Annotated in this window: 21 protein-coding genes and 1 pseudogene; 10 read left to right on the top strand and 12 right to left on the bottom strand. The window is 62.6% G+C overall.

Annotated features, from left to right (window positions below):
• Nucleotides 1-52: 52 nt before the first annotated feature.
• Nucleotides 53-802, bottom strand: a complete 750-nt coding sequence (locus M2394_RS21090) for a TerC family protein (RefSeq protein WP_178925605.1) — start codon at nt 800-802, stop codon at nt 53-55.
• Between the two features lie 31 nt (nt 803-833).
• Entirely contained in the window at nt 834-1,079 is a 246-nt protein-coding gene (locus M2394_RS21085) for a hypothetical protein (protein ID WP_178925604.1), read from the bottom strand.
• A 134-nt stretch (nt 1,080-1,213) separates the two neighbouring features.
• Between M2394_RS21085 and nhaR the strand changes: the two genes are divergently transcribed.
• The gene (gene nhaR / locus M2394_RS21080) at nt 1,214-2,116 is read left to right on the top strand and encodes a transcriptional activator NhaR (RefSeq protein ID WP_178925613.1); all 903 of its coding nucleotides are present in this window, start codon (nt 1,214-1,216) and stop codon (nt 2,114-2,116) included.
• Between the two features lie 4 nt (nt 2,117-2,120).
• On the opposite strand, the gene M2394_RS21075 is transcribed toward nhaR, so the two are convergent.
• A complete protein-coding gene (locus M2394_RS21075) occupies nt 2,121-3,278 on the bottom strand; it encodes an MFS transporter (protein ID WP_178925603.1) in 1,158 nt (385 codons plus the stop codon).
• Nucleotides 3,279-3,436: 158 nt separating this feature from the next.
• Complete coding sequence (locus M2394_RS21070; protein ID WP_178925602.1) at nt 3,437-3,946, bottom strand: DUF1993 family protein; 510 nt, start codon at nt 3,944-3,946, stop codon at nt 3,437-3,439.
• Nucleotides 3,947-4,062: 116 nt separating this feature from the next.
• Here M2394_RS21070 and M2394_RS21065 point away from each other — a divergent pair, with 116 nt between their 5' ends.
• Nucleotides 4,063-4,710 (top strand): YceH family protein, encoded by a 648-nt coding sequence (locus M2394_RS21065; protein WP_178925601.1) that lies wholly within the window; start codon nt 4,063-4,065, stop codon nt 4,708-4,710.
• A 119-nt stretch (nt 4,711-4,829) separates the two neighbouring features.
• On the opposite strand, the gene M2394_RS21060 is transcribed toward M2394_RS21065, so the two are convergent.
• Nucleotides 4,830-5,648 (bottom strand): shikimate 5-dehydrogenase, encoded by an 819-nt coding sequence (locus M2394_RS21060; RefSeq protein ID WP_259174432.1) that lies wholly within the window; start codon nt 5,646-5,648, stop codon nt 4,830-4,832.
• Between the two features lie 156 nt (nt 5,649-5,804).
• Here M2394_RS21060 and M2394_RS21055 point away from each other — a divergent pair, with 156 nt between their 5' ends.
• The 3 genes from M2394_RS21055 to M2394_RS21045 all read left to right on the top strand — a co-directional run bounded on the left by M2394_RS21055 (nt 5,805) and on the right by M2394_RS21045 (nt 6,862).
• Complete coding sequence (locus tag M2394_RS21055) at nt 5,805-6,158, top strand: hypothetical protein (RefSeq protein WP_078741781.1); 354 nt, start codon at nt 5,805-5,807, stop codon at nt 6,156-6,158.
• Between the two features lie 235 nt (nt 6,159-6,393).
• The gene (locus M2394_RS21050; RefSeq protein ID WP_145163363.1) at nt 6,394-6,588 is read left to right on the top strand and encodes a hypothetical protein; all 195 of its coding nucleotides are present in this window, start codon (nt 6,394-6,396) and stop codon (nt 6,586-6,588) included.
• 91 nt (nt 6,589-6,679) lie between these two features.
• Nucleotides 6,680-6,862, top strand: coding sequence for a hypothetical protein (locus M2394_RS21045; RefSeq protein ID WP_256349872.1), 183 nt, complete (start codon nt 6,680-6,682; stop codon nt 6,860-6,862).
• A gap of 3 nt (nt 6,863-6,865) precedes the next feature.
• Here the strand turns inward: M2394_RS21045 and M2394_RS21040 are convergent, their stop codons facing one another.
• Nucleotides 6,866-7,933, bottom strand: a complete 1,068-nt coding sequence (locus M2394_RS21040) for an AI-2E family transporter (RefSeq protein WP_178925599.1) — start codon at nt 7,931-7,933, stop codon at nt 6,866-6,868.
• A 207-nt stretch (nt 7,934-8,140) separates the two neighbouring features.
• On the opposite strand from M2394_RS21040, the gene M2394_RS21035 reads away from it, so the two are divergent.
• The 3 genes from M2394_RS21035 to M2394_RS21025 are packed head-to-tail and all read left to right on the top strand — an operon-like array spanning nt 8,141 to nt 12,068.
• A complete protein-coding gene (locus M2394_RS21035) occupies nt 8,141-9,310 on the top strand; it encodes an aromatic ring-hydroxylating dioxygenase subunit alpha (RefSeq protein WP_259174429.1) in 1,170 nt (389 codons plus the stop codon).
• A 28-nt stretch (nt 9,311-9,338) separates the two neighbouring features.
• The gene (locus tag M2394_RS21030; RefSeq protein ID WP_259174428.1) at nt 9,339-11,000 is read left to right on the top strand and encodes a choline dehydrogenase; all 1,662 of its coding nucleotides are present in this window, start codon (nt 9,339-9,341) and stop codon (nt 10,998-11,000) included.
• 9 nt (nt 11,001-11,009) lie between these two features.
• A complete protein-coding gene (locus M2394_RS21025) occupies nt 11,010-12,068 on the top strand; it encodes a GlxA family transcriptional regulator (RefSeq protein WP_259174427.1) in 1,059 nt (352 codons plus the stop codon).
• A gap of 2 nt (nt 12,069-12,070) precedes the next feature.
• Here the strand turns inward: M2394_RS21025 and M2394_RS21020 are convergent, their stop codons facing one another.
• Nucleotides 12,071-12,799 (bottom strand): class II aldolase and adducin N-terminal domain-containing protein, encoded by a 729-nt coding sequence (locus M2394_RS21020; protein WP_259174426.1) that lies wholly within the window; start codon nt 12,797-12,799, stop codon nt 12,071-12,073.
• Nucleotides 12,800-13,066: 267 nt separating this feature from the next.
• On the opposite strand from M2394_RS21020, the gene M2394_RS21015 reads away from it, so the two are divergent.
• Both M2394_RS21015 and yegQ read left to right on the top strand, forming a co-directional pair.
• On the top strand, nt 13,067-14,002 hold the full coding sequence (locus M2394_RS21015; RefSeq protein WP_259174425.1) for a choline ABC transporter substrate-binding protein: 936 nt from the start codon (nt 13,067-13,069) through the stop codon (nt 14,000-14,002).
• A 97-nt stretch (nt 14,003-14,099) separates the two neighbouring features.
• Nucleotides 14,100-15,413 carry a tRNA 5-hydroxyuridine modification protein YegQ gene (gene yegQ / locus M2394_RS21010; protein ID WP_178925593.1) on the top strand — a complete coding sequence of 438 codons (1,314 nt, stop codon included), beginning with the start codon at nt 14,100-14,102 and terminating at the stop codon, nt 15,411-15,413.
• Here yegQ and M2394_RS21005 read toward each other — a convergent pair.
• From M2394_RS21005 to M2394_RS30525, 5 genes and pseudogenes are all read right to left on the bottom strand, one after another.
• Nucleotides 15,410-16,612, bottom strand: a complete 1,203-nt coding sequence (locus M2394_RS21005) for a pyridoxal phosphate-dependent aminotransferase (protein WP_259174424.1) — start codon at nt 16,610-16,612, stop codon at nt 15,410-15,412. The genes yegQ and M2394_RS21005 overlap by 4 nt on opposite strands.
• Nucleotides 16,609-17,268: an RraA family protein gene (locus M2394_RS21000; protein WP_259174423.1), complete on the bottom strand. Its 660-nt coding sequence runs from the start codon at nt 17,266-17,268 to the stop codon at nt 16,609-16,611. The genes M2394_RS21005 and M2394_RS21000 overlap by 4 nt, the downstream gene beginning before the upstream one ends.
• On the bottom strand, nt 17,265-17,933 hold the full coding sequence (locus tag M2394_RS20995) for an RraA family protein (RefSeq protein ID WP_178925590.1): 669 nt from the start codon (nt 17,931-17,933) through the stop codon (nt 17,265-17,267). Before M2394_RS20995 ends, M2394_RS21000 begins: the two co-directional genes overlap by 4 nt.
• A gap of 102 nt (nt 17,934-18,035) precedes the next feature.
• Nucleotides 18,036-18,791: a methyl-accepting chemotaxis protein gene (locus M2394_RS30530; RefSeq protein WP_371319373.1), complete on the bottom strand. Its 756-nt coding sequence runs from the start codon at nt 18,789-18,791 to the stop codon at nt 18,036-18,038.
• Between the two features lie 102 nt (nt 18,792-18,893).
• Nucleotides 18,894-19,715, bottom strand: a pseudogene (locus M2394_RS30525) (cache domain-containing protein); the annotation flags it as partial.
• Between the last annotated feature and the right edge of the window lie 635 nt (nt 19,716-20,350).

Raw genomic sequence — 20,350 nt, 5'->3', positions numbered from 1 at the left:
TGAAAGGCCAGGTGGGCTCGAATGAACCCACCTGGCCTTTTGCTTTTAGTGGTTACTGGCGGGCGGCGAGCAAACGCTTGTGGCGGTTGCGCCGGGCGATGTTCAGGCATTCGATGGCGGCCGAGAACGCCATGGCGGCATACACGTAGCCTTTAGGCACATGGGCGCCGAAGCCTTCGGCAATCAACGTCATACCGATCATGATCAGGAAGCCCAGGGCCAGCATCACAACGGTCGGGTTGTCGTTGATGAACTTGGCCAACGGCTCGGCCGCCACCAGCATCACGATCACCGACGTCACCACGGCAATGATCATGATCGGCAAGTGCTCGGTCATGCCCACGGCGGTAATGATGCTGTCGATGGAGAACACCAGGTCGAGCAACAGGATCTGCCCGATCGCCGCGGCGAAGCCGATGGCGACCGTGTTGCCGACGCTGGCCTTCTCTTCCGGCTCCGGGTCCATGCTGTGATGGATCTCGGTGGTCGCCTTCCAGACCAGGAACAGGCCACCGGCGATCAGGATCATGTCCTTCCACGAAAACGCCTGGCCGAAGATCTCGAACACCGGCGCTGTCAGCTGCACGATAAACGCGATGGTACTCAGCAGGCCCAGACGCAAGAACAACGCCATGCTGATACCGATGCGCCGGGCCTTGGCCCGATGTTTTTCCGGCAACTTGTTGGTGAGGATCGAGATAAAGATCAGGTTATCGATGCCCAGCACGATTTCCATGACGATCAAGGTGGCCAGTGCAATCCAGGCGGTGGGGCTGGCGGCCAGTTGTAAAAGGTAGTCCATAGGTCAGTCCTGACGTGGTAGTGCTGGGGAATTAGGTTTCTTTGGTGTCGGAAGCGTCTTCGGCTTCTTTTTCCGGTTTTTCAGGCTTGATCAGCCCCTGGGTTGCTTCACTCAACGCCTGTTCGGCAGCCTTGTGGGTATCGTCGATCGCTTGCTTGGCCGACTCGGTCGCCTTGCCCAGCACTTGCTGGGCGCTCTTCTCAACCTGATCGCAGCCACTGACCACTACCAATGAAAGCGCAAGCAACGACGCGGCGCCCAGGGAATTGAGTTTCATGATGTATTCCTCGTTAGAACCCTTGGGCCCAAAAAGTGGCCCCTCGATAGCGAGGCATTCTATGCAGACGAACACTTCAGGAAAATTCGTATTTTTCTCGCGTATACTTCGGTTTTCACGAAGTGACCGCCATCGTGCTCAATTACCGACAACTGCATTACTTCTGGGTCGTAGCCAAGACCGGCAGCATCGTGCGCGCCTGTGAGCAACTGAACCTCACGCCCCAGACCATCAGCGGGCAGATCAGCCTGCTTGAACAGACCTTTGGTGTCGCGCTGTTCCAGCGTGTCGGCCGCCAGCTTGAACTCACGGAAGCCGGGCGCCAGGCCCTGCCCTACGCAGAGCAAATGTTCCAGACCGGCAACGAGCTGGAAGCGATGTTGCGCGCTCAGCCCAATGAACAGCAGATCCTGTTTCGCGTAGGCGTGGCGGATGTGGTGCCCAAATCCATCGTCTACCGGCTGATCGCCCCGACCATGGAGCTCAGTGAACCGATCCGCATCACCTGTCGTGAGGACAAACTCGAACGCTTGTTGGCCGACCTGGCGATTCAGCGCCTGGACCTGGTGATTTCCGACAGTCCCATGCCCTCTCACTTGGACATCAAGGGCTACAGCCAGAAACTGGGGGAATGCGGCATCAGCTTTTTCGCCACTCAGGCGTTGGCTGATCAGTACGGCGGTGATTTCCCACAGTGTCTGCAGGGCGCGCCGCTGTTGATTCCTGGCGCAGAGACGGTTGTGCGCAGTCGTTTGCAGCGCTGGTTTGCGGAACAACAGATCCAGCCGAAGATCATCGGTGAATTCGACGACAGCGCGTTGATGCAGGCTTTCGGCCAATCCGGCAGCGGGATATTCATCGCCCCCAGCGTGATTGCCGATGAGGTGGTGCGCCAATACGGTGTGGCGCTGATTGGCCAGACGGATGCGGTGACCGAGTCGTTCTACGCGATCTCGGTGGAGCGCAAAGTCAAGCACCCCGGCATCGTGGCGATTACCGAAGGTGCTCGACGGGAGTTGTTTACCGCCCTGCCCTGACCGTTCAGGCGCCTGCGGCGTGCGGCTGCTTGACGCTCATCAGCCACAGCGCCAGCAGGATCGACACCAGGATAAACCCGGACGCGGCAAACCCCAGGCTGCCCAAGCCCAACGTGTCGATCACATGCCCACCGACCATGGCACCCAAGCCGATCCCCAGGTTGCCCCCGGCGATGTTCAGCGACGCCGCAAACGCCGGCGCGTGAGGCGCGGCCTTCATCAGCCGCACGTGGCTGACCAGGAACATCGCGGCTTGGGTCACGCCCCACACCGCCATCGCAGCCGCCAGGCCCAGGGTGGAGTGAATCGCTGGCACCAGCGCCACCATGCCGGCAATCATGAACGCGCAGAACACCATGGACGCAATCAACGGATGGCGATCCACTGCCCGGCCGCCCAAGGCATTGCCTATCAGCCCGACGGCGCCAAAGCCCATCAGGCACCAGCCTACCAGCGTGCCGTCGAACCCGGCCAGGCGTTCGAGGATGTCCGCCAGGTAGGTATATGCGGTGAACATGCCGCAAAACACTAGGATCGACAGCAGGATGTGCCCCTGCATCAGCGGGCTGCGCAGGATCTTGAACTGCGCGCGCAGGGTCACCTGGTCATTCTTCGGCGTTGTCACCGGCAGGTAGATGAACAGCAGCAAGGCCTTGGCTAACGCCACCACGGCGAGGATGGCAAACGCGGTGCGCCAGCCGAACATGTCGGAAATCAGCGTGCCCACGGGGATGCCGAACACCGTGGCGCAAACGATGCCAAAACCGATCTTCTCGATGGCACGCCCGGCGTATTCGGGGCCGACGATGTCCACCGCCGTTTCACTGGCCAAGGCCCAGAACACCGGCAACCCCAGCGCCGGGATCAACCGCGCCAGGGCCATCACCCAGATATTCGGCGCCAGTGCCGCCACGGTATTGGCTATGCCAAACAGAACCAGGATGACGATAAACAGCCGCTTGCGCTGGAATCGCGCGAAATACGCCGTGAGAAACGGGCCGAATGCCGCCACGGTGAACGCGAACAGCGTCACCAGCAGCCCCGCCTGGGGCACGCTGACGTTCAGATCGCGGGCAATGGCGGGCAGCAGGCCGACAATCACAAACTCTGTGGTCAGCACGGTAAAGCCGGCAGCTGACAACAACAGGATGGGGAACAACATGAAAACTCCAGAAACGACAACATCAACGACAACCCGAGGGTTCGCTGACAGATAGGGTGATAAAGGGATGTCGAATCTTAACAGAGTGTGTCGAATGCGGCCCATGAAAAAGCCCGGCGGTGCCTGCTGGCACCCACCGGGCTTCAACGTATCAAGGCTTAGAACGCGCCCATGTAGTCGCGCTTGCCCACTTCCACACCGTTGTGACGCAACAGGGCGTACGCGGTGGTGACGTGGAAGAAGAACTGCGGCAGGCCGTAGGTCAGCAAATAGGACTGGCCGCTGAAGCGCTTCTCTTTCGGGGTGCCTGGGCGGGTGATGATTTCGATGCCTTCCTTGCCGTCGATTTGCTCAGGCGAAATGGTGTCGACAAACGCCAGCACCTTGGCGATCAGCGCTTGCAGGTCGGCGAAGGTCACTTCGCTGTCGTCGTATTTAGGCACTTCGATCTCGGCCAGGCGCGCCGAAACGCCCTTGGCGAAGTCGACGGCGATCTGTACCTGGCGCACCAGCTGGAACATGTCCGGGAACAGACGCGCTTGCAGCAAGGCGTTCGGCTCGATGTTCTTGGCGGTGGCGTGGGCTTCGGCTTTGGTCAACACACCGCTCAGGGCGGTGAGCATTTGCTTGAAGACCGGGATGGAAGCGGCGTACAGGGAAATAGTCATGGCAGTCTCATGGGTGATGGCACGGTTTGGACAGGCGACGATTATAGACCGGCCCGTCGCTTGTCTTTTATTTTTTCAGGATTAGGCTAAGCACTTCACTGCATAGGGAAAGCGCGATGACCGCCGAGCACGACACCGACACCCCTGAGCCGCGCCTGAACAGCACGGAAATCCGCATCCTGGGCTGCCTGATCGAGAAACAGGCGACCAATCCGGAAACCTACCCCCTGACCCTCAATGCCCTGGTGCTGGCCTGCAACCAGAAGACCAGCCGCGAGCCCGTGACCAACCTCAGCCAGGGCCAGGTCGGCCAGAGCCTGCGTGCGCTGGAAGGCCAGGGTTTTACCCGCCTGGTGATGGGCAGCCGCGCCGATCGCTGGGAGCATCGCGTGGACAAGGCGCTGGAACTGGTGCCGGCCCAGGTGATCCTGATCGGGCTGCTGTTCCTGCGCGGGCCGCAAACCGTCAACGAACTGCTGACCCGCAGCGGGCGCATGCATGACTTTGAAGATGCCGAGCAGGTGGTGCACCAGCTTGAGCGCTTGATTGCACGCGGGCTGGCGCTGCTGGTGCCACGCCAGGCGGGGCAGCGGGAAGATCGCTACACCCATGCGCTGGGGGATCCGGCGGATATCGAGGCAATTATCGCGGCACGGGGCAATCCGGTGGAGCGAGGGGCTTCGGTTTCCGTGGACCGCATTGAAGAACTGGAAGCGCGGATAGCCGCATTGGAAGAACGCTTGGCCCAATTGGAACAGGCATAACACGGTACAAAATGTGGGAGCGGGCTTGCTCGCGAAAGCAGTGGATCAGTCACATCTATATTGACTGACACTCCGCTTTCGCGAGCAAGCCCGCTCCCACATTGGTTCTATGCAAGGCTTCAGTTTCGGGCAAACGCCACGGCTTTCTCGAACTGCTCCGGCGTCGGCCGCACCCCGGTATACAACACGAACTGCTCCAACGCCTGGATCGCAATCACCTCCAACCCGGTGATCACCCGCTTACCCTGGGCACGACCGCGCACGATCAACGGCGTTTCGGCGGGAATCGCCACCACATCGAACACAGTCTCAGCACGCTCAATCGCATCAGCCTCAAACGCCAAGGCGTCCGCCTCCGGCCCACCGGTCATGCCGATAGGTGTCACGTTGATCAACATCTGCGGGCGCAACTCGCCCAGCTCGGCCTGCCACTCATACCCCAGGTTCTGCGCCAGCGCGCGACCCGCCACTTCATTGCGCGCCACGATCACACCATTGGCATACCCGCCGTCCCGCAAGGCGCTGGCCACGGCCTTGGCCATGCCGCCGCTGCCGCGCAGGGCGAACGTCGACGCCTTGGGCACCGCGTGCGTCTTCAGCAGTTGCTCGATGGCGATGTAGTCAGTGTTGTAGGCCTTGAGGTGGCCGTCGGTGTTGACGATGGTGTTCAGGGAGTCGATGGCCTGGACCGACTCATCCAGTTCGTCCACCAAGGCAATGGCAGCCTCTTTGAACGGCATGGAAACCCCGCAACCACGCACGCCCAGCGCCCGGATACCGCCGATCGCGCCGGGCAAATCCCGGCTGCTGAACGCTTTATAGTAGAAGTTCAGGCCCAGCTGTTCGTACAGGTGGTTATGAAAACGCAAGCCAAAATTCCCGGGACGCGCCGACAATGACATGCACAGTTGGGTGTCTTTGTTGGGGTGCATCTGCATGAATAACTCCTTTGAGTAAGCAAACCGGTACAGACCTTACACAACCTTTACCTATCGGCCGTGCTGTTTTTCAGAAATACGTTGTCTTAAAAGTATCCCCGCGACAATCCTTGAGTCTATTGATTGCAGACCACAAGCGCAGGGGCTAACCGAGGAATGACCATGATTCGTAAAATCCCCAAGATCGCCTTGCTTATCGGCGCACTCGCTATGGCAGGCCAAGCCTCCGCCCACGGTGGTGGCTGGGGTGGCCCGGCCATATTGGGTGGTTTGATCGGCGCAGCCGTTGTCGGCTCCGTGGTGGCCAGCCAGTCCCAGCCGGTCTACGTGCAGCAACCCGTGTATGTGCAGCCGCAACCGGTCTATGCCGCGCCGCCACCGGTCTACTACGCACCGCCACCACCGGTGTATGTGCAACAACAGGTTTACTACCGCCCGGCGCCGGTCTACTACGGCCCACCGCGCGGTTATTACGGCCCTCCCCACGGCTACTATGGTCGCGGCTGGTAATACGTGAGTCGACACGACAGGAACAGGCCTCGCCCACACGCGGGGCCTTTTTTTTGCCTGCAAAGTCCGGATTCATCGTGCCAAGGTCGCTGTCAGAACAATGCCCGGGGCGTATTCGCACATGATTAAGGTCAATGTCTACTTGCCCGGACCCGGCTCGCACTGTCATGTTTGCGTCACGCAACAGTCTCACTATCGACCCTGTCCACCCAATAACAACTAAGGACGACCGACCATGCCCACGCAAAACCCGCACCGCACCGCTGGCCTGTGCACGTCCAGCAAGGTCTACAGTGCCCTGACCGAACTCAAGCACCTTGAAGGCCACCGCAGCGCCAAGTTCCTGGCCCTGCTGGCAGAAAACCTGGTGCACAAGGGCCTGCTCAGTGAACAGGAAGTGGTGATCATGCTCGACCAGGTGGTGGATTGACGCCTGGCGTTGATGTCGACTATCGAGACAGGTGATTTTTCTCCGGGGCCGCAGCCCCGTAAGGTGACCTTCATAACGATTGGAGGTACCTATGCCCACCGCTCACATCATGTCCGTCATCGGCAGCGCCGTCCCCGCCCCTCTCCGGGAGCTTGGGCTACTGGCTTGCTGGTACGTGGTACGCGATGGCGAAACCATCAGCGGCCCACTCACGTCGTTGTCCGCCGCTGAAAAACAGCTGCAAACGGCCTCGAACTTCAGGCTCCACGCCTGAACATCACGGTAACGGCAGCTTGACCCGCGGTTTGCTCTCCACAAACAGCGCCCAGCACGACATGAACAACGCCGCCACCAACGGCCCGATCACAAACCCGTTCAGGCCGAACACCGACAAGCCGCCCAGGGTCGAGATCAGGATCAGGTAGTCCGGCATCTTGGTGTCCTTGCCTACCAGGATCGGGCGCAGCACGTTGTCCACCAGGCCAATCACAAACACCCCGAACAAGCCCAGCACCACCCCCTGCCAGATCGAACCGCTTAACAGGAAGTAAGCGGCCACCGGCCCCCACACAATCCCTGCACCCACAGCAGGCAGCAGCGACAGAAACGCCATCAAGACCGCCCAGAGCAACGCGCTGGGGATGTCCAAAAACCAGAAGATCAAGCCACCCAACGCGCCCTGGGTCACGGCCACCAACACGTTGCCCTTGACCGTGGCCCGCACCACCCGGTTGAACTTGAGCTGCAACCGGCGCTTCTGCGGCTCGGCCAGCGGCACCGCCGTGCGCACTTTGCGCACCAGTTCCGGGCCATCGCGCAGCAGGAAAAACAGCAAGTACAGCATGATGAAAAAGCTCACCAGGAAATCGAACGTGCCCTGGCCAAAGCTGAACGCCTGGGACGCAAAGAACTGGCTGCCTTGCATCGCGCTCTTGACGATCTTCTCCCGCAGGCCCTCCAGGTTGCCCATGCCGAAGCGATCCAGCAGGTGCTGGAAGTACGGCGGCAGGATGTTCTTGAACTGCTCGATATACCCCGCCACGTCCAATTTGCCGCTTTCGATGTTCTTGTAGAGCGTTGCGCCCTCCTGCACCAGCAAGGCACTGGTGATGATCACCGGCAAAATGGCGATCACCAGGCACACCGTCAGGGTGGCCAGTGAGGTCAGGTTGCGGTTCCAGCCGAACTTCATGTGCAGTCGGCGTTGCATCGGCGCAAAGATGATGCCCAGGATCACCGCCCAGAACACCGCGCCGTAGAACGGCAGCAGTATCCAGATAAACGCGATGGTGACCAGGGCCAGCAGCAACAGCAGGGTCTTGAATTGCAGGTTGGTTTGGTTCATGTCCGGTCCATGTCAGAAAAACAGGGTGCGTGTGTGCGCCCTGAGGGTTAGTCCGCTGCAAAACCGGCGAGTGCCCTATTTATCGCGCCTTGATCTTTTTCCAGGGCAACTGGTCGCAATCGATCAATACCAGCTCGCGCCCTCCCCCTAGATTAGCTCCCAGAACACGAAGCCGTGCCGCGCGGCCAGCCCCTGAGGAGATCGCCCATGCAGACGTTCCAGACCCACAAGCACAACAGCCCCGTCGAGGGGTGGGACCACCAGGACCCGGAAGAGGCCTTCACCCTGCCCTCGCGCTACTTTTTCGACGAAACGCTGTTCAAGGCCGAGCGCGACAACATCTTCATGCACGCCTGGCACGTCGCCGGGCACGTCAGCGAGTTCGCCGAGCCGGGCCAGTACGTGGTCACCGACCTGTTCGACCAGAGCGTGGTGGTGGCGCGTAACCGCCAGGGCCAGATCCACGCGTTCCACAACGTCTGCCAGCATCGCGGCAACCGTTTGCTCGAAGACCGCCGTGGCACCACCGGGGGCGTAGTGCGGTGCGCCTACCACTCCTGGTGCTACGAGATGGACGGCACCCTGCGAGGCGCGCCACGTTGCGACAAGATGAAAAACTTCGACCTGCAGCAGTTCAACATCCCGCAGATCCGCACCGAAGAACTGGGCGGCTTCATCTATTTCAACTTCGACCCGGCCGCGCCCTCGCTGCGCGACCTGTTCCCGGGGGCTGATGAAGAAATGCGCCGTGTATTTCCCAACCTGGCGAACATGCGCCTGATCGAGGAACAGGATGTGATCGTGCCGGCCAACTGGAAAGTGATCATGGACAACTCCATCGAGGGTTATCACTTCAAGCTGTCCGGCCCCTGCCATATCGACCTGGCCAAGCTCATCGACTTCAAGGGCTACCAGTTGACCAAGCGCGACAACTGGTGGACCTACATCGCCCCGGCCAACCTGGCCGTCAGCGAAGCCTACGGTGTGCCGCTGCGCGCCGACATCAACCCGGACGAATGCTTCTTCAATATCGGCATGTGGCCGAACAACACCTTCTATACCTTCCCGTTCTCGGAGTTCCTCGGCTCGTTCATCATGATTCCCCTGGACGCCGAGCGCTCCCTGCTGCGCTTTGGCTACTACTCCAGCAACACCGCCGTCGCCGACGTCAGCACTGCCTGCATGAAATGGATGAACGAGGACCTGGGACCGGAAGATATCGCCCTGAACATCTCCGTGCAAAAGGGCCTGCACTCCCTGGGTTATGACCAGGGTCGCTACATGATCGACGCCCAGCGCAGCAATGAAAGCGAGCACCTGGTGCATCACTTCCATCGCCTGGTGTTCAACGGCATCCACGGCCCGTCTTCGGTCTGACCGCCTTTTGAATGGAGCACCCCAAACCATGGCCGAGCCAGTGTTTGACTACCTGATTGTGGGCGCGGGTTCGGCCGGCTGCGTGCTGGCCAACCGCCTGGGAAGCGACCCCAACATGCGCATCCTGGTGCTGGAAGCCGGGCCGGCGGACAAGAGCTGGACCCTCGATATGCCCTCCGCCGTCGGCATTGTGGTGGGCGGCTCGCGCTACAACTGGCGCTATGAGTCCGAGCCTGAACCCTACCTGGACAACCGCCGCATCAGCACGCCCAGGGGCAGGACGCTGGGCGGCTCGTCGTCGATCAACGGCATGGTCTACATGCGCGGCCATGCCCGTGACTACGACGCCTGGGCCGAGCACGGCTGCACCGGCTGGAGCTACGCCCAGGTGCTGCCGTATTTCATCCGCGCCCAGCAGCATCGTGACGGCGGCGATGATTACCGAGGTGCCAACGGCCACCTGCATGTCACCCCCGGCGATACCCGCACGCCACTGTGCGCAGCCTTCATCAAGGCCGGCGCCGAAGCCGGGTATGGCCTGAGCAAGGATTTGAACGGCTATCGCCAGGAAGCCTTTGGCCCGGTGGACCGCACCACCCGCAACGGGCGGCGCTGGAGCACGGCACGAGGCTACTTGGGCGAGGCGTTGGCGCGCGGCAATGTCACGGTGGCCACCAACGCCTTGGCGTTGCGCATCCTGTTTGAAGGCAAGCGAGCGATCGGCGTCGAGTATGAACAGAGCAGCAAGATCCACCAGGCTTTCGCCGGACGTGAAGTGCTGCTGACCAGCGGCGCCATCAATTCGCCTCAACTGTTGCTGCTCTCCGGTGTCGGCCCGGCCGCCGAACTGCGGGACGTGGGCATCAGCGTGATACATGAGCTGCCAGGAGTGGGCAAACGGCTCAACGATCATCCCGACACCGTCGTGCAGTACCGCTGCAAACAGCCGGTGTCGCTCTACCCCTGGACCACCGCCCCCGGCAAGTGGTGGATCGGCGCACGCTGGTTCGTCACCCACGACGGACTGGCGGCGAGCAACCACTTCGAGGCGGGCGCGTTCATCAGATCGCGGGCCGGCGTGGAGCACCCCGACCTGCAATTGACCTTCATGCCCTTGGCCGTACAGCCGGGCAGTGTCGACCTGGTGCAGGGCCATGCATTCCAGGTGCATATCGACCTGATGCGGCCCACGAGCCTGGGCAGTGTGACCCTCCGCAGCGTCGACCCTCGACAACCGCCCCGCATCCTGTTCAATTACCTGCAGACGGAGCAGGATCGAGCTGACATGCGCGCCGGTGCGCGGCTGGTGCGCGAGATCATCGGGCAGCCCGCCATGGCGACGTTCGCGGGCGAGGAGCTGGTGCCCGGCGCACACGCCCAAAGCGACGCCGAGTTGGACGCCTGGGCCCGACAGGTGACGGAGACCGGTTACCACGCCAGCGGCACCTGCAAGATGGGCCCGGCAGAGGACCCCGAAGCGGTGGTGGACACGCACCTGCGCGTGCATGGCCTCGACAACCTGCGGGTAGTGGACGCCTCGATCATGCCGATTATCGTCAGTGGCAATACCAATGCGCCAACGGTGATGATCGCGGAAAAGGCCAGCGACCTGATTCGTGGACTGGCGCCGCTGCCACCGTCCCAGGCTCCGGCGTGGGTTCATCCGCACTGGCAGACACGGCAACGATAGAGAGGCCTCATGAACCCATCTTCTGAGACACCCACCCGATTCACCTGGCGGCGCGGCGACGTGGCGCCGTTGCGGGTGTCGGTGTTGCTGCTGCCGTCGTTCTCCCATTTTGGCCTGGCCGCCGTGCTCGAACCCCTGGTGATTGCCAATTGGCTGGCCCAGCGGCCGGTGTTCGAGTGGACGCTGCTGTCCCTGGATGGAGCGCCGGTACAAGCCAGCAACGGCCTGTGCACCACCGCCGATGAGGGACTGCATGCCGACCAGGGGTTTGATGTGTGCCTGGTCATCGCCAGTTTCGATGTGCACAAGCACAGCCGCAACCTGGCGCTAAAAAGCTGGTTGCGCAAACAGGCACTGTTCGGCGCAGTGTTGATGGGTGTGGAAACCGGCACCGAACTGCTCGCCGCGGCCGGGGTGCTGGACGGGTACGAAGCCGCCGTGCATTGGGACAACCTGCAGGGTTTCCAGGAAAGCTATCCCCGGGTGAAAGCCAAGCCACAGCTCTACACCCTGGAACGCCAACGCATGACCTGCGCCGGTGCCACGTCCACCCTGGACATGCTGCTGGCCTGGATCGACCAAAGCGTCGACAGCTGCCTGGCGCGGGAAATTGCCATGCACCTGTTGATGGGCCAGGTGCGCGCCCCTGCCGCGCCGCAGCTGGAAGGTGGCCAGGCCAGCACCGGCCTGTACGGCAGCAAGATCCGCCGGGCCGTGCAGTTGATGGAAAAAGCCCTGGAGGAGCCGTTGGACTGCGAGGCGATTGCCAGCCAGGTCGGCTTGTCACGCCGGCAGTTGGAGCGCCAGTTCAAGTACCAGACCGGGCTGTCGCCGCTCAAGTACTACATCACCCTGCGCCTCGCCAAGGCCCATAGCCTGTTGCAGCAAACCCGCCTGAGCGTGGCGCAGGTAGCGGCCTGCTCGGGGTTTGGCTCACTGGAGCATTTCTCCCGCACCTACCGCGCCCGCTTCGGCTGCCCGCCCAGTGAAGACCGCAGCCAGGTGCTCAACGCCCCGGTGATGCGCCAGCCCCTGAGCCAGGCCCATCGCCCGGCCGAGGCCGACTGAATTCACAGGCGATAGCCAGGCTCCTCTTCATCCAGCATGCCCATCAGCGCGTTGAAGTGTTTGTCGGCAAACCCGGGGTAATCCAGCCATTGCCGGCACGTCTTGCGCGCGATGTCATCGCTGGCAATACGCAGCGGCCGGCCGGTGGCGAGCGCCGTGAGGTAGGTCTCGCAGGCCCGTTCAAAGTAATACAGGTCATCGAACGCCTGGGCGACGGTGGGTGCGGCGACCAGCAGGCCGTGGTTGCCCATCAACAGGATCGGCTTGCCCGCGAGCAAATGGCTGACACGCTCGGCCTCATCCCCCAGCCCCATGCCATCGAAGCCGTCATCGATCACCACCCGCTCGAAAAAGCGCATCGCATTCTGCTCGATCGGTGGCAGCCGCGAATCGGCCAGGCAGGCCAGTGCGGTGGCGTACTTGGAATGGGTATGCAGGATGCACCGCGCGTGTGGCTGGTTGCGGTGCAGCGCGCCGTGCAGGGCCATGGCCGTGATGTCCGGCGCGTCCGGGCAGTCGAGGCTGGCCGGGTCATCGGCGCTGACCAGCAGCAAGTCACTGGCCCTGATCCGGGAGAAGTGCTTGCCATAGGGGTTGATCAGGAAGTCCCGACCGTCCCCCGACACCGCCACGCTGAAGTGGTTGGCAATCGATTCATGCAGGTCCAGCCGCGCCGCCCAGCGAAACGCACAGGCCAGGCGCACCCTCAGTTGCTCCACGGATTGATTCATCGCATCCCCCTCGGCTTTTTGCCCAGTGTAGGGCCGCACCAACGCCGCACTTGACGGGAAACGACATTCTTCAGTAGTGAGCGAGCTCGCCTCGCGCCAGCCCCACCGCGGTGTACCTGCTGTACCGAATGCGCCTGGACGGGGGGCCGTCGCGAGGCAATAGCGCAACACGACAAAAGCGGCGTGTGATGCCGCGTTTGATCAAGAGCCGCCTTGCCAGCAGCGCATAGTGAGCGCTGCCGACGTCTACCGTTGAGGAGTTGCCCCATGAAAGCCATGCTCTTGCTCGCGTCGTTAACCTTGCCCCTGATCGCCCAGGCCGCCGAACCTGAGTCCTGCGCCACCGTGCGTTTCTCGGACGTCGGCTGGACCGACATCACCGTCACCACCGCCATCACCAGCGAGGTGCTCGAGTCCCTTGGCTACACCACCCGGGTCACCCTGCTGTCGATCCCGGTCACCTACCGCGCCCTGGCCTCGGGCAAGGACCTGGACGTCTTCCTCGGCAACTGGATGCCCACCACCGAGAACGACATCAAGCCGTTCCGCGACGCTGGCACGGTGGAAACCGTGCGCGCCAACCTGCACGGTGCCAAATACACACTGGCGGTGCCCGATTATGTGTACGACGCCGGGCTGCATGACTTTGCCGACATCGCCAAATTCAAAGACAACCTCAACGGCCAGCTCTACGGGATCGAGCCCGGCAACGACGGCAACCGCCTGATCCAGACCATGATCGACAAGAACGCCTTCGGCCTGAAGGACTTCAAGCTCGTCGAGTCCAGCGAGGCGGCGATGCTCTCGCAACTCAAACGCGCCACCCGCAAGAATGAATGGATGGTGTTCCTGGGTTGGGAACCGCACCCGATGAACACCCGCAACAAGATGAGATACCTCACCGGCGGCGATGATTACTTCGGCCCCAACCTCGGCCAGGCCACGGTGTACACCAACGTGCGCAAGAATTATCTCACCGAGTGCAGCAATGTCGGCAAGCTGTTGCAGAACCTGGCGTTCAGCCTGGCCATGGAAAACCAATTGATGGATGCGGTGCTCAATCAGAACCAGAAGCCCCGGGCCGCCGCCAAGGCCTGGCTCAAGGCCCACCCTGACGTTCTGCAAACCTGGTTGGCAGGTGTCAGCAGCCGCGATGGCCGCGATGCAATGACCGTGGCCAGCGCCCACCTGGCACACCCGTAACACCCATTCATGCCAAGGACGGCAGCCCTTATAGACCTGGATCAATAAACCGACGATGAAGCTCGGCTACCTTCGCGACCTTTTGCGACCCGAGCCCATGCCCCCCATCCTCGCCCCCGAACTGCTCGCCCCTGCCGGCACCCTGAAAAACATGCGCTACGCCTTCGCCTACGGGGCCGATGCGGTCTACGCCGGCCAGCCGCGCTACAGCCTGCGGGTGCGCAACAACGAGTTCGACCACGCCAACCTGGCGCTCGGCATCCAGGAAGCCCATGTGCTGGGCAAGCGTTTCTACGTGGTGGTGAACATCGCGCCGCACAACGCCAAGCTGAAGACCTTTCTCAAGGACCTGGCGCCGGTGATCGCCATGGGCCCGGACGCGCTGATCATGTCCGACCCGGGGCTGATCATGCTGGTGCGCCGCCACTTCCCGCAGATGCCGATTCACTTGTCGGTGCAGGCCAACACGGTGAACTGGGCCAGCGTGGAGTTCTGGCAGCAGCAAGGGATCTGCCGGGTGATCCTGTCGCGGGAGTTGTCACTGGAGGAGATCGACGAAATCCGCCAGCAGGTGCCGGCCATGGAGCTGGAAGTGTTTGTGCACGGTGCGTTGTGCATGGCTTATTCCGGGCGCTGCCTGCTCTCGGGCTACATGAACAAGCGCGACGCCAACCAGGGCACCTGCACCAATGCGTGCCGCTGGAAATACCAGGCCACCCCGGCGGTGGAAAACGCCACCGGGGATATCGTCCAACAGGTCGAGCCGACGCTGGGGATTGGCGCGCCCACCGACCAGGTGTTCCTGTTGCAGGAAGCCAACCGCCCGGACGAACAGATGCCGGCGTTCGAAGACGAACACGGCACCTACATCATGAACGCCAAGGACCTGCGTGCCGTGCAGCATGTGGAGCGCCTGACCCACATGGGCGTGCACTCGCTGAAGATCGAAGGCCGCACCAAATCCCACTTCTATTGCGCACGCACCACCCAGGTGTACCGCCAGGCAATTGACGATGCCGTGGCCGGCCGCGCCTTCGACCGCAACCTGATGACCGATCTCGACTCCCTGGCCCAACGCGGCTACACCGAAGGTTTCCTGCGCCGCCACGTACACGACGAATACCAGAACTATCAGAACGGCAGCTCGGTCTCCGAGCGCCAACAGTTCGTCGGCGAGTTGACTGGCGAACGCCGAGGCGAGTTGGCCGAGGTCAAGGTGAAGAACCGCTTCGCCGTGGGCAACCACCTGGAGTTGATGACCCCCAGCGGCAATTTCCACTTTGACCTGGCCACGTTGCACAACGCCGAGGGCGAGGCCATCGAGGTGGCGCCGGGAGACGGGCACACGGTGTATGTGCCGCTCCCGACCACGATGGACCTGCGTTTCGGCCTGCTGATGCGCGACCTCTAGCGGGTCGCGGCGCAGAAGCGGTGGATGGCTGCACAAGCCTGGCGCAACGCCTCGTCGTCCAGGGCATAGGCGATGCGCAGGTACGGCGCCAGGCCGAATGCGCTGCCATGCACCACCGCCACATTGGCCTCATCGAGCAAGGCGTGGGCTACGTCTTCGTCGGTCTGCAGCAGCGTGCCGGCCGGCGAGGTGCGCCCCAACAGGCCCGCGCAAGAGGCAAAAGCGTAGAACGCGCCGGACGGGTTCGCGCACGTCAGCCCCGGCGTGGCGTTGAGCAATGACACCACCAGGTCGCGACGGCGCTGGAACACTGCCCGCGAGGCCTGCACAAAATCCTGCGGGCCGCTCAAGGCGGCGATCGCCGCGTGCTGGGAAATCGCACTGGCGCCCGAGGTCTGCTGGCCCTGGAGTTTTTCCATCGCCTCCAGCAACCAGCGCGGGCCGGTGGCAAAGCCGATGCGCCAGCCGGTCATGGCATAGGCCTTGGACACACCGTTCATGGTCAGCACCCGCGGGGCCAGGCGCGGCTCGACCTGGGCCAGGGTGTAGAAACGCTGGTTGTCGAACAGCAGGTGTTCGTAGATGTCGTCCGCCAGCACCAGCACCTGTGGGTGTTTGAGCAACACCTCGGCCAACCCTTGCAGCTCCTGCCGGCTGTACACCGCCCCCGTGGGATTGGACGGCGAGTTGAGGATCAGCCAGCGGGTGTTCACCGTGATCGCCTCGTCGAGGGCCGCAGGCGTCAGCTTGAAGCCATCCTCCGCACCGCAGGCCAGCACCTTCGCCGTACCGCCGCACAGCTCAACCATCTCCGGGTAGCTGACCCAGTACGGCGCGGGCACGATGACCTCATCGCCTTCATTCAGGGTGGCGGCCAGGGCGTTGTAGATCACGTGCTTGCCGCCATTGCTGACCAGCGTGTCTTGCCAGGTGACGTCCAGGCCGTTTTCGTGGCGGAACTTCTCGGCCACCGCTTCTCGCAACGCACGCACCCCGGCCACCTGGGTATAACGCGTATGGCCGTCGCGGATCGCATCGATGCCCGCCTGGCGGATATGCGCCGGGGTGTCGAAATCCGGCTCGCCAGCGCACAGCGAGATGATCTTCGCCCCTTGGGCGCGGCGCTCGGCCACGCGGTCGATGATGCGGTACGTGGCGGACGGCTGGGCCTGGGCCAGGCGCTTGTTCAGAAGGATCACGACGGCTTCCTCTGCAGGGTGTGATAACCCAGGGATGCACGCGCTTGCTTGAGAGTCTTGCCGGCTTCGATCTGGGCGCGGATCTGCGCTTCCACGGCTTCGATCTGCCGTGCGACCTGCGCCACTTCGGCGGCACGGGCGCGGGGTACCACCAGCACGCCATTGGCATCGGCCACCACGATGTCGCGGGCACACACACGGGTCTCACTGATAGCCACCGGCTGGTTCACCGACAACACTTCCACGCGGTCCTTGCCGGTGCGCATGTAGCGGCCCCGGGTGAACAGCGGGTAGCCGTCGCCCAAGGCCTTGCTCACGTCGCGGCACACGCCGTCGATCACCGTGGCGGCGATCCCGCGTGCCCCGGCGTACTGGGTCATGATGTCGCCCCACACGGTGCAGTCGGTGCGGCCGGCGTTGGCGATCACCACCACGTCACCGGGTTGCACGTCTTCGATAAAGTCCCCCACCGAACCCGGTGGCGTGTTGGCGGGCACGTATTGCACGGTGAATGCCGGGCCCACCACGGTGCCGTGGTAGTTATCCAGCGGCGCGATGCCCAGGCACTGGCCGGGGATGCCGAGCTTGTCCATGGCGTCCGAAACGCCGGGGGTGTCGAGGCCTGCAAACAGGGCGACTAATTGTTGATCGTTCATCGGGCAGGCTCCACGCGGATGGCTTCGAATTGGCTGTCATGCATCACATCGGCGACCGAACGGCCGCTGCGCACGGCATCGACCATGCCGGCTTCACGGGCGGCGATGCGTTCGCCCAGGTCGAGTACCTGCTCAATCACCGCAGCGGGGATGAACACACTGCCGCAGCGGTCGGCGATCACGTAGTCGTCTTCCGACACCGCCACACCGCCGACATTGAGGGTCACGCCGGAATCCACCTGTACCACGCGGTTGCGTGCGCTGATCATGGTCACGCCACGGCCATACACCGGGTAGCCAATGGAGGCGCTGCCGTCGATATCGCGGCTGAAACCGTCGATCACCGAGCCGCGGATCTTCTTGGCCACGGCGGCGTTGGCGATGATGTCGCCCCAGCAGGAAATGCCTTCGATGCCGCCGGCAATCACCAGCACGCGGTCGTCGGTGGTGATCGCATCGATCACCGGCGAGATCAGGTGCACGCCAGGGGCCGCGTCGGTCTTGGGCGCCAGCTTGACCGTGCTGGCCCGGCCCACCACCTTTGGGCAATCCCACAATGGGCGAATGCCAACGACGGCCCCCGGCAGTTGCAGGAAGTCCAGGGCGTCGGAGACGGTGTTGGTGTCGAGTTCAGCCAGGCGCTGAAGCGGGTCGGGAAGCGGCATCAGGTGAGCCCCTGTTGTGGTTGGGGCTCAAGTCTCACTGAGGGGCTGTGATAGGTATATTCGTATTAACGTTAGGCCAACATACGCCGAAGCTATGGCTGATCAGATGCGGAACTGCCCCACCAACTGGCCCAGGCGCTGGCCCAGATCGGCCAGGCTGCGGGAGGTCTGGGCACCCAACTGAGTCTCATCGGCCACGCTGTCCACCGCCACGGCAATCTGGTGCACGCTGCGGTTGATCTCTTCGGCCACGGCAGTCTGTTCTTCGGCGGCGCTGGCGATCTGGGCGTTCATCGAATTGATGGTGCCGATCAGCTGCGCCATGGTGTCCAGGGACGCCCCGGCTTCGTTGGCCTGGGCCGAGGTGCCGTCACCGGCATCGCTGGAACGGCGCATGGCATCCACCGCCGCCTCGGTGCCTTTTTGCAGGCGGTCGATCATGCCCTGGATTTCCTGGGTGCTGGTCTGGGTGCGGCTGGCCAGGGCACGCACTTCGTCGGCCACCACCGCAAACCCGCGCCCGGCCTCCCCTGCCCGCGCGGCTTCAATGGCGGCGTTAAGCGCCAGCAGGTTGGTCTGCTCGGCAATCGAGCGGATCACCCCAAGCACGCTGACAATCGACGACACGTCCTGCTGCAGGCTGTCGAGGGACACGCCGCTGCTGCGGATGTCGTTCACCAGTGCATGGATCTGCGCGATGCTGCCATCCACCACGCGCTTGGCGGCCTGGCCTTCGGCGTCGGTCTGTTGCGCGGCCACGGCGGCGCCTTGGGCACTGCGCGCCACTTCGTGGGCAGCCGACGACATCTGGTTGATCGCGGTGGCGACCTGGTCGGTTTCGTGCCGCTGGCGCTCCATGGCCTGCTCGGAGCGCTGGGCCTGGTCGGATACCTGGCTCACCAGGCCAGTGAGTTGCGAGGTCATCTCGGTGATCTGGCGCACGAGGCCGTGGATCTTGTCGACAAAGCGGTTGAACGCACCGGCCAGGTCGCCCAGTTCATCCTGGCTGGTAATGGCCAGGCGGCGGGTCAGGTCGCCTTCGCCGGCAGCGATGTCGTCGAGGTTGGCTTTCATCAGGTTCAGCGGACGCAAAATGGTGTTGGCCAGCACCATGCCCACGGCGGCAATCACCAGCAGCACCACCACGGCCACGCCGAGGATGCTCAGCAACACGCCTGCCATGCGCTTCTCAACCTTGGCTTCGACCACCGCCACCTGGGCTTCGATGCCGTCGAGGTTCACCGACGTACCAATCACCATGTCCCACTTGGGCAGGTATTCGGTGTAGCCGAGCTTGGGCACCAGTTCGGTCTGCCCGGGCTGGGTCGAGCTGTATTGCAGGTAGTGGGTGCCGTCCTTGCCGACCTTGACCAGGTCGCGGTTGACGTAGACGCCGTTGGGGTCGCGGTTGTCCTTGAAGCTCTTGCCCACGCCGTCGGGGCTGTTGCCCTTGAACAGGCGGATGGTCTCGGAGTCGTAGCCGAAGAAGTAGCCGTCCTTGCCGTAGCTGGTGTTGGACAGCAACTTGACCACCTGCGCCCGCGCGGCGCTGTCACCGGGGGCGGCGGCGTCATAGAGTGGCTTGATGGTGGTCATGGCCACCTCGACATAACTTTGCAGGGTGGCCTTGGCGTCGTTGAGCAGGCGCTGGCGGGTTTCCTCCACCTCATTGCGCGCCTGGCCCTGGAGAATCCACACGGTGGTCAGGCTGATGACCACGGCAAACAGCAACACCGGCACGATAGCCAGGGACAGGACTTTGGCCTTGAGGCTCAGACGCATGGCTTTTCTCTCTTATTAGTGGCGACTATGAGAGGTTAACGGCCAGTGGGTGGATATCTGTAGGGGGTTGGGGTTGGAGGCTGGGTACATATCCATTTTTTGGTGATGGCTTGTATTGGTTCCGCTCTTACAGCGGGTCACTTTTGGAAAAGAGCCCCAAAAGTAACCAAAAGGGCTCTTGCCCCAACACTCGGCACCTCGCTCACGCTCGGTGTGCCCGTAATCCGACAGTGATTTGGGGGGCCGCCGCCACGCGCCATCCATGGCGCGGGGCGGCTAAGCCGGCGTCCTGCCGGCTTACCCCCCAAATCCCTGCCGAATTCCGGCCAGCGTGTTTGACGGGGCGCTTAAGATCAAAATCAAGATCAACAGCAAGAGCACAGCGGCCTGACAGCCGGCTTGAGTGGTGTAGATCAAGAGCGAAGAGCTATCGCTGGTTTGATTGGGCTTGTGGGTGTACCGAGATGCCTGACGCGGCGCCATCACTGTGGGAGCTGGCTTGCCTGCGATGGCATCTGCCCGGTGTACCTGATTCACCGCAGTGTCTGCATCGCTGGCAAGCCAGCTCCTACACGTATCTGCTTTTGATCTAACCACTCAGGTCGGCTACTAGGCCGCCGTGCTTTTGATTTTGA

It is taken from the genome of Pseudomonas sp. BIGb0164, assembly GCF_024810135.1.
In the GTDB taxonomy this organism is placed as follows: domain Bacteria; phylum Pseudomonadota; class Gammaproteobacteria; order Pseudomonadales; family Pseudomonadaceae; genus Aquipseudomonas.
Note: the sequence above shows the minus strand (reverse complement) of the source record. Positions and strands in the feature narration are given on the sequence as shown.

What these genes read in the sequence shown, in the direction of transcription:
- M2394_RS21090 (WP_178925605.1), bottom strand. Translation starts at nt 802, where the DNA reads ATGGACTACCTTTTACAACTGGCCGCCAGCCCCACCGCCTGGATTGCA.
- M2394_RS21085 (WP_178925604.1), bottom strand. Translation starts at nt 1,079, where the DNA reads ATGAAACTCAATTCCCTGGGCGCCGCGTCGTTGCTTGCGCTTTCATTG.
- M2394_RS21075 (WP_178925603.1), bottom strand. Translation starts at nt 3,278, where the DNA reads ATGTTGTTCCCCATCCTGTTGTTGTCAGCTGCCGGCTTTACCGTGCTG.
- M2394_RS21070 (WP_178925602.1), bottom strand. Translation starts at nt 3,946, where the DNA reads ATGACTATTTCCCTGTACGCCGCTTCCATCCCGGTCTTCAAGCAAATG.
- M2394_RS21065 (WP_178925601.1), top strand. Translation starts at nt 4,063, where the DNA reads ATGACCGCCGAGCACGACACCGACACCCCTGAGCCGCGCCTGAACAGC.
- M2394_RS21060 (WP_259174432.1), bottom strand. Translation starts at nt 5,648, where the DNA reads ATGCAGATGCACCCCAACAAAGACACCCAACTGTGCATGTCATTGTCG.
- M2394_RS21055 (WP_078741781.1), top strand. Translation starts at nt 5,805, where the DNA reads ATGACCATGATTCGTAAAATCCCCAAGATCGCCTTGCTTATCGGCGCA.
- M2394_RS21050 (WP_145163363.1), top strand. Translation starts at nt 6,394, where the DNA reads ATGCCCACGCAAAACCCGCACCGCACCGCTGGCCTGTGCACGTCCAGC.
- M2394_RS21045 (WP_256349872.1), top strand. Translation starts at nt 6,680, where the DNA reads ATGCCCACCGCTCACATCATGTCCGTCATCGGCAGCGCCGTCCCCGCC.
- M2394_RS21040 (WP_178925599.1), bottom strand. Translation starts at nt 7,933, where the DNA reads ATGAACCAAACCAACCTGCAATTCAAGACCCTGCTGTTGCTGCTGGCC.
- M2394_RS21035 (WP_259174429.1), top strand. Translation starts at nt 8,141, where the DNA reads ATGCAGACGTTCCAGACCCACAAGCACAACAGCCCCGTCGAGGGGTGG.
- M2394_RS21030 (WP_259174428.1), top strand. Translation starts at nt 9,339, where the DNA reads ATGGCCGAGCCAGTGTTTGACTACCTGATTGTGGGCGCGGGTTCGGCC.
- M2394_RS21025 (WP_259174427.1), top strand. Translation starts at nt 11,010, where the DNA reads ATGAACCCATCTTCTGAGACACCCACCCGATTCACCTGGCGGCGCGGC.
- M2394_RS21020 (WP_259174426.1), bottom strand. Translation starts at nt 12,799, where the DNA reads ATGAATCAATCCGTGGAGCAACTGAGGGTGCGCCTGGCCTGTGCGTTT.
- M2394_RS21015 (WP_259174425.1), top strand. Translation starts at nt 13,067, where the DNA reads ATGAAAGCCATGCTCTTGCTCGCGTCGTTAACCTTGCCCCTGATCGCC.
- yegQ (WP_178925593.1), top strand. Translation starts at nt 14,100, where the DNA reads ATGCCCCCCATCCTCGCCCCCGAACTGCTCGCCCCTGCCGGCACCCTG.
- M2394_RS21000 (WP_259174423.1), bottom strand. Translation starts at nt 17,268, where the DNA reads ATGAACGATCAACAATTAGTCGCCCTGTTTGCAGGCCTCGACACCCCC.
- M2394_RS20995 (WP_178925590.1), bottom strand. Translation starts at nt 17,933, where the DNA reads ATGCCGCTTCCCGACCCGCTTCAGCGCCTGGCTGAACTCGACACCAAC.
- M2394_RS30530 (WP_371319373.1), bottom strand. Translation starts at nt 18,791, where the DNA reads ATGGAGCGCCAGCGGCACGAAACCGACCAGGTCGCCACCGCGATCAAC.